Source organism: Thioalkalivibrio sp. ALE12, assembly GCF_000381105.1.
In the GTDB taxonomy this organism is placed as follows: domain Bacteria; phylum Pseudomonadota; class Gammaproteobacteria; order Ectothiorhodospirales; family Ectothiorhodospiraceae; genus Thioalkalivibrio.
The window spans coordinates 1-7056 of the sequence record NZ_KB905926.1 but is presented as its reverse complement, the minus strand read 5'-3'; the positions used below and the strand labels follow the sequence as shown (position 1 = coordinate 7056).

8 protein-coding genes are annotated in these 7056 nt (G+C 66.8%); all 8 read left to right on the top strand.

The window, feature by feature from the left end; genetic code table 11:
* Positions 1-574: 574 nt before the first annotated feature.
* From F614_RS0113790 to F614_RS0113755, 8 genes are read left to right on the top strand one after another with little or no spacing between them, the layout of a single operon-like run.
* Positions 575-1279: a hypothetical protein gene (locus tag F614_RS0113790; protein WP_017926584.1), complete on the top strand. Its 705-nt coding sequence runs from the start codon at positions 575-577 to the stop codon at positions 1277-1279.
* Positions 1276-1983, top strand: coding sequence for a hypothetical protein (locus tag F614_RS0113785; RefSeq protein ID WP_019559113.1), 708 nt, complete (start codon positions 1276-1278; stop codon positions 1981-1983). Before F614_RS0113790 ends, F614_RS0113785 begins: the two co-directional genes overlap by 4 nt.
* A gap of 15 nt (positions 1984-1998) precedes the next feature.
* A complete protein-coding gene (locus F614_RS0113780) occupies positions 1999-2238 on the top strand; it encodes a hypothetical protein (RefSeq protein WP_017941443.1) in 240 nt (79 codons plus the stop codon).
* A complete protein-coding gene (locus F614_RS0113775) occupies positions 2235-3005 on the top strand; it encodes a TIGR03759 family integrating conjugative element protein (protein ID WP_017941442.1) in 771 nt (256 codons plus the stop codon). Before F614_RS0113780 ends, F614_RS0113775 begins: the two co-directional genes overlap by 4 nt.
* Positions 2972-3484, top strand: coding sequence for a transglycosylase SLT domain-containing protein (locus F614_RS14710; RefSeq protein ID WP_081601313.1), 513 nt, complete (start codon positions 2972-2974; stop codon positions 3482-3484). Before F614_RS0113775 ends, F614_RS14710 begins: the two co-directional genes overlap by 34 nt.
* Positions 3485-3498: 14 nt before the next feature.
* A complete protein-coding gene (locus F614_RS0113765) occupies positions 3499-4011 on the top strand; it encodes a PFL_4695 family integrating conjugative element protein (RefSeq protein ID WP_017926579.1) in 513 nt (170 codons plus the stop codon).
* On the top strand, positions 4008-6089 hold the full coding sequence (gene traD / locus F614_RS0113760) for a type IV conjugative transfer system coupling protein TraD (protein WP_019559112.1): 2082 nt from the start codon (positions 4008-4010) through the stop codon (positions 6087-6089). Before F614_RS0113765 ends, traD begins: the two co-directional genes overlap by 4 nt.
* Positions 6089-6832, top strand: a complete 744-nt coding sequence (locus F614_RS0113755) for a TIGR03747 family integrating conjugative element membrane protein (protein ID WP_019559111.1) — start codon at positions 6089-6091, stop codon at positions 6830-6832. Before traD ends, F614_RS0113755 begins: the two co-directional genes overlap by 1 nt.
* The last annotated feature ends 224 nt before the right edge of the window (positions 6833-7056 follow it).

The following is a 7056-nucleotide window of genomic DNA, read 5'->3' as shown; positions in this document are numbered from 1 at the left end:
CCCGCCGTGGGGAGACCCTGGTCTCCGTGATTCAAATCACTGGCCGCCCACCGCCAGATGCAGCGTGGGTCCCTTTGTGCGGTACTGCCGCGCCATTCGAGATAGATCCATCCCCCCAAAACCATGGATCGCCGGAATACGACTCGCTACTTGCAGGAGGGTGAGATCGCTCCGCCCCGGGGACGACTCCTACTCGACCGGGCCATCGCACAATCGACGCGCCCGGTCCTGAAGCACCTCAATCGAAGTCAACTCGCGGATCAGCCACCCCCGACCCAACCGGGGTGGCTGGTTACGTTTTGCCCACGCCTGGCAAGTCCTTGTTCCCTCGCTTTCTTCCCTCTCTTTCCCATTCAGTTATCCCCAGTTTTTGTGGATAACTCAAAAACCCTTCGCGCTCGCTTCAGGATTTTTCGTAGTCGCCACACGCGGGACCCGGAGAATTGGCGACGTCCGCTGCCTTGGCGGCGGGCAGCCCATACCCCTTAGGGCTGGTGCCCGCGCCTTCGTTGGCGCGGGTCTTTATTCCAAGCAGGCGAGGCAAGACATGCGAACACGGTTACCCGCACTCCTTGTGGCGCTGGCGTTCACCTCCTGGGGAACCGCTGCGGCCAGTGACATTCAGGTGGGTCGATACCTCACCGCTACCGATGCGCCCGCGCCCGAGCAGGTGCAGCCCCTGCAGGTCACGGTCCAGATGGATTTCCCGTCGGACGTCCGGCACGTCGGCTCCGCGCTCACCTACCTCCTGACACACAGCGGGTATCGACTGGAGGACCCGGCCAAGGCGGACCCGGCCATGCGGGTGCTCCTGACCCGACCGCTTCCCGAGGTGCATCGAGAGCTGGGGCCCCTGAGCCTTGAGAATGCGCTGACCACCCTCGCCGGCCCCACCTGGCGCCTGGTCGTCGATCCCGCCATGCGGGAAATCTCCTACGAGCCGCGTGCGCCTTATGCCGAGTCCGCACGGGCGCGAGGTCACGCGATCAAAGCCGACACCGTGCGCGACGTGCTCGCGCCACAGCCCCCAACAGCCCGCCTGTATGGTCCGGTTCAGCGCGGCGAGACCCTCGGTTCCATCGCCGAGGCGATTTCGCCGGAGCAGCCGACGCGCATGGCCGCCGCGCTGTTCGAGGCCAACCCGCACGCGTTCTTCCCGGCCAATGCGCCGAACCCGAATCAGCTCCGCACCGGCGCCGAACTGGAGATCCCCAGCGACGAGGTGGCCGCCCGGTATGCCCCGTCCCGCGCCCGGTCGATTCTGCGAGGTGATCAATGAGCACGAACGAGAACTCGGACAATCGTCCAGCGCCTCAGCCCATCCCGCGCTGGCTCAAGATCGCGGGGCCGGTCGTCGGCCTCGCCGTCGTAACGGGGTTGCTCCTGATGTTCATCGGCGGCGGAGGGGCCGAAACCGAGGAACCCGAGCCCGTGCCGGCCGAACCGGTCGCGGAGGCAGATGGAGCGGACTTCAACGAACAGGAAATGCTGCTCGCCTCCCTGGAGGCGCGGGTCGCCAGTCAGGACGAGGAGCTGCGTGAGCTGCGCTCCGAGCAACGCGACTTCCGCGACAAGCTCGACGGGCTGGAGTCTGCGATCGACAACCAGGGCCCCGATCAGGCCGTGACCGACCGACTGGAAGCTCTGCAGGGTGAACTGATGGATCTCCGTGCCGAGGTGGAGTCCTCGGAGACCCTGGAGCCCATCGAGGCGCTGAGGGGCGATCTGAGCGCCACGCAGCGGCGCGTCGCCCGTCTGGAGGAAGCACCCGAACCCCCCGAACCGAACGCCACCCTGACGGGTATCGAACACTGGGGGACTCGCCACTTCGCCATCCTGGAAGGCGCGAATGGCCGCGAACGGATCCGCGTGGGTGGACGCTACGGGCAATGGACGCTGGAAAGCCTCGATCCGGATGCCGGCGTCGCGGTCCTTCGGCACCCACGCGGGTTCATGCACGCCCTCGCCATCCACGACGAGTAGGAGCAGGAGATCATCATGGGTGGAGCTGTCGTTTTGCTGTTGATTGGGGTCGGCGTCATCGCGGCCACGCACGATCCGGAACCCGAGGTGGCACCCGAGCCGCCCCCCGTCGAGCCCGTCGCGATTCCCGAGCCACCGCCGACCTGCCTTGACCAGGTCGCCGAGCGGACCCGGGTCGAAGCCGATCTTTCGTCCAAATGGGAACAGCGGGTCTATTTCATTGATGGGCGCCCCTGCATGCGGGGGTACCCATGACCCGGCCTCGCTACTCCGTGATCGCGTTGCTGGTCACGGCCGGACTGTCCGGTGCCGTGCAGGCCAGTTCGGTCGAGTCCGACGCGACCCGCGCCGAGGCCCGGGCGTCCGAAGGCGTCGAAACGGCGCCGGCCCGGACACAGCATTGGGATCTCTCCGACGCCGAGTGGGAACGCTACGACGCCATCATGGAGGGTCCACGGGGGCTCTGGTCGCCGGATCTGGACCCGATATGGGTCCTGGGGATTCATGCAGAGACCGAGCGCGAACGTCGGTACTACGCCGAGCTGGCCGTGGAGCAGGAGCGGGATCGCGTCACCGGAGAACTGGCCTTCCAGCATGCCTACGATGCCGCGTGGGATCGCCTCTACCCGGACAGGGTGCTGATCGAGCCGCGTGACCGGTCCGGCTCCGCGACGGGTGCCACGCCCCGCATGAGTGAGCCGAGTACGCCCACCCTGGATGACCTCCGTGCGGATGATCGCGTGGTCCTGGTCGCCGCCCGCGACTGCAACCGCTGCGGGGACATCCTGGAACGCGCCGTGGAGCGCTTGCAGGACGGGGCCCAATGGCGGCTGGACGTCTTTCTGACGGATACCGATGCGGATCAGGAGGTGCGCCGATGGGCGGCGGAGAACGCGGTCCCGATCGATCTGGTGCGAGCCGGTCGTATCACCCTCAATCACGACGACGGCACGCTGGCCGATCACGACACGCCCTCGCTGTTGCGGCAATCCGGGCAGCGCTGGCAGCCGGTCTTGCCCTAACGCTCGCGACCCAGGCGGCAGCGGGCGTTCCTGAAGGCTATCACCGTGTCGCTCAGGCCGAGGGTGTTCCGGCCGATGTCCTGTACGCCCTCGCCGCCGCCGAGTCCGGCGCACGGCTGTCCACGGGTGCGGCGCGGCCGTGGCCCTGGACCCTCAACGTAGGTGGGCGGCCGGAGCGATACCGAACGTACCAGGAGGCGCTGGACGCGCTGGAAAGCCACCTCGCGGCCGGGAAGCGGAACATCGATATAGGGCTCATGCAGGTCAACTGGCACTGGCACGAGGAGCGCCTTCAGGACCCGGCGCGGGCCCTCGACCCCTATCGCAACCTCCGCATCGGTGCCGCCATCCTGCGCGAGCAGTACGAACGCAGTGGCCACTGGCTGGAAGCCAGCGGCCTCTATCACGCGCCCTCGAACACCACCAACGCCGCCCGCCACCGAGCCCGCGTCCAACACCATCTGGAGGCTCTGCCGTGATTCCGAAACCCCTTATGGCCGCCCTGCTGCCCCTTCTCTTCGTCTCTGCCTCTGCGCAGGCCCTGGAGGTGATCCTCGATACCGGCGAAGGCCAACCGGCAGGCCCGTACCTGGAGCGGCTGGAGGGCGCCGAGGAGCCGACACCTCGCAATACGGCCGCGCTCCCCCCGTTGAACGACGCGGCCGAGCGCATGCTGCCCATCGAGCCGTCCCGCTTGCGCGTGGCACCGCTGCAGGGGCAGCCGCCGGCGCATGTGCGCGAGACACTCCGAAATATGCCGCGCCCGCTCTGCCTGGTGGGATCGGACTCGCAATCGCTCGCCTGGCTGGAACACCACCGGGTCGCGCTCATGCAGGCGGGGGCCGTGTGCATGCTCGTTCAGGCGGACACCCCCGAGGACCTCGAACGGGTGCGCGACACCGCGCACGGGATCCCGGTCCAACTCTCGCACGGCGATGATCTCGCCGAGCGGTTGCAGCTCGACGTCTACCCGGTCCTGATCTCGCGCGAGGGAATCGAACAGTGAGCCAGCTGCCCGTCGAGGCCCTGCTACGGCCGCCGGTCGAGTTCTACTCCGCCTTTGTGGCCGGCGCCGCCGCCGTCATCGCGGTCGCCGCGCCCTGGGCCCTGATGATGACCCCCTCGATCGCCTGGGTCGCGGCGGCAATGCTCGGGGCCCTGGCCGTACACCGAGCGCGGCAGGGGTGGCGAATCGTCCGGTATCACCGCCACCTCCGACAGCTGCCCGAGTTCTCCATGAGCGCGAAACAGATCCCCGTCTCGCGCCGGAAGCTCTACCTCGGACGGGGGTTTCGCTGGACGCAGAAGCACACGCAGCGCCTGCGGGACACGATCCGGCCGGAGGTCCAGCATTACGTGGATCCCGGCCCCCTGTACCGCTGGGCCCGCCGCAAGGAGGTCCAGTGGGAGTCCACGCCCGGGCTGCGCGGCATTGCGCGCGCACTCGGGAAGCGATCCTGGTGGAACCCCCTGGCCCCTCTGCCTCCCGTGGGTGGGAAACCCGCGCTGCACGCCGTTGAGCCGGACGAGGAAGATGCCTGGACGGATCTCGGTGAGCGCGTGGGGCACACCCTCGTCCTGGGTACGACCCGAGTGGGCAAGACGCGGCTGGCCGAAGTCCTGATCACTCAGGACATCCGACGCGGCGACGTCACCATCGTCATTGACCCCAAGGGGGATGCCGAGCTGCTCAAGCGCATGTATGCCGAGGCCCGCCGCGCGGGGCGCGAAGACCAGTTCTATATGTTTCACCTCGGTTACCCGGACCACTCCGCTCGCTACAACGCCGTCGGGTCGTTCAGTCGGATCACCGAGGTCGCCACCCGTGTCTCGAACCAGCTCCCGAGCGAAGGCAACAGCGCCGCCTTCAAGGAGTTCGCGTGGCGGTTCGTGAACATCGTTTCTCAGGCGATCGTGGCGCTGGGCCGACGTCCGGATTACCAACAGATCCTCCGGCACATCACCTACATCGAGCCGCTGCTGATCGAGTACTACGAGCACTGGCTCCCCGGCGTGGCCCCCGAAGGCTGGAAAGAGGAAGTGGAGCGGCGCGAGGCCAACACCAATGAACGCCACCTACCGCGCAACCTGCAGGGCCGGGACCGGCGAGCCGTTGCCCTGATGCTCTACGCCAAGGAGCAGGGACTGTTCGACCCGGTGGCCGATGGCCTGCGCAGCGCGTTCGAGTACGACAAGACCTACTTCGACAAGATCGTGGCCTCGCTGCTCCCCCTGATGGAAAAGCTGACCACCGGCAAGACGGCGGAGCTGATCGCCCCCGACTACCTCGACACCGACGATCCGCGCCCGATCTTCTCCTGGCGGGAGATCATCCGCACCGGCGGCATCGTCTACGTGGGCCTCGACGCGCTCTCGGATGCGGACGTGGCGGCGGCCGTGGGCAACTCGATGTTCGCGGATCTCTGCTCCGTCGCGGGTCAGCTGTACAAGCATGGGCAGGACGACGGGTTACCGGATGGTGGTCGGTCGGGGCTACCGACCGTCAACGTGCATGCCGACGAGTTCAACGAGCTGATCGGCGACGAGTTCATCCCCCTGCTGAACAAGGCCGGTGGAGCGGGGTTCCAGGTCACGGCCTATACGCAGACCTGGTCCGACGTCGAGGCCCGGATCGGATCCAAGCCCAAGGCCGGCCAGGTGGCCGGTAACTTCAACACGCTGGTCATGCTGCGGGTGAAGGAGTACGAGACGGCCGAAATGCTCACCGAGCAACTTCCGCAGGTCGAGATCAACACGCTCATGCAGGTGTCCGGCACCAACGATTCGGCTGATCCCGAATCGGATCAGCACTTCTCCAGCCGCAACGAAGACCGCATCACGGTAACCGAGGCCCCGCTGCTCACGCCGTCCGACATCGTCACCCTGCCCAAGGGTCAGGCGTTCGCCCTGATCGAGGGGGGGCAGCTCTGGAAGATCCGTATGCCGCTCCCGGACAGTAAAGCGGATCCGGTGATGCCCGGATCGCTCGCCGACATCGCCGAGCGCATGCAGCGCGATTACACCACCGCCGAGCACTGGTGGCAGGACACCGCCATGCCGATCACCCCACAGGAATCCGCCTGATGGCGAGCGCGCGCCGACAGACATCGAGTCACCCCGCTCAGCAGCGCGAGCCGGGGCTGATCGGACGAACGCTGAACCTCGCGGGCCAGCTCGTCCTGTGGCTGCTCGCGGCGTTGCTGTTCTCCCTGGTAGCGGAATGGGTCGGCATGACCTGGATCTGGCCGGACGAAGGCATCCAGCACAGCCAGCAGATGCTCGAACGCGAGATCGGCTACCTCAACGAGGACTTTCGTCAGTCCATGCTGACCGCGGATCCAGGGAGCTACGCGCGCAGCTTCGCGGAGGTGTCCTATCGCTTCCTGTTTGAGTACACGGGGATCCACTCGCTCGTGGAGTGGCTGTCGATTCCCGCGCACCCCGAGGATGGCCGGATGGTGCACTCCCTGCGCAACGGCTATCAGTCCATCGAGCCCTATGTCCTGGCCGGCATGGCGATCACGCAGGTCTTCGCCCTCCGCCTGGGGGTGCTGACCCTCGCCATGCCGGTGTTCGTCCTGTTCGCCATGGTGGCCATGGTCGATGGGCTCGTGCAGCGCGATCTGCGCCGCTGGGGGGGCGGCCGCGAATCGTCGTTCGTCTATCACCACGCGAAACGCCTGATGGCGCCCTCGATCGCCATGGCCTGGGTGGTCTACCTCGCGCTGCCGTTTTCGGTCCACCCGAACTGGGTCATTCTCCCGTTTGCCCTACTCAATGCGATCACCATCGCCATTACCGCTTCGAGCTTCAAGAAGTACCTCTGAGAACCCCACCCGCCGCTGCGAGTGTCACGAGCGCACCGCGTTTCTCCACCCCCGGACGGCCGGACGCCAAACCCCTTACCACCGACGTTCGACGCCGCACTCCCGCTCGGGCTTGCGATGGGATCCGCTCGAGTAGTGTGCTGAGTTATGTGCAGAAGCTGGCAGGAGGTGAGCGGCCATGGTATTCGGGTTGGTTAGCGACCACCGGAACCCCTCAAGGAGGG

Excerpts from the sequence above, each read along its gene's own strand:
- F614_RS0113785 (WP_019559113.1), top strand. The coding sequence starts at position 1,276 with ATGAGCACGAACGAGAACTCGGACAATCGTCCAGCGCCTCAGCCCATC.
- F614_RS0113780 (WP_017941443.1), top strand. The coding sequence starts at position 1,999 with ATGGGTGGAGCTGTCGTTTTGCTGTTGATTGGGGTCGGCGTCATCGCG.
- F614_RS0113775 (WP_017941442.1), top strand. The coding sequence starts at position 2,235 with ATGACCCGGCCTCGCTACTCCGTGATCGCGTTGCTGGTCACGGCCGGA.
- F614_RS0113765 (WP_017926579.1), top strand. The coding sequence starts at position 3,499 with ATGGCCGCCCTGCTGCCCCTTCTCTTCGTCTCTGCCTCTGCGCAGGCC.
- F614_RS0113755 (WP_019559111.1), top strand. The coding sequence starts at position 6,089 with ATGGCGAGCGCGCGCCGACAGACATCGAGTCACCCCGCTCAGCAGCGC.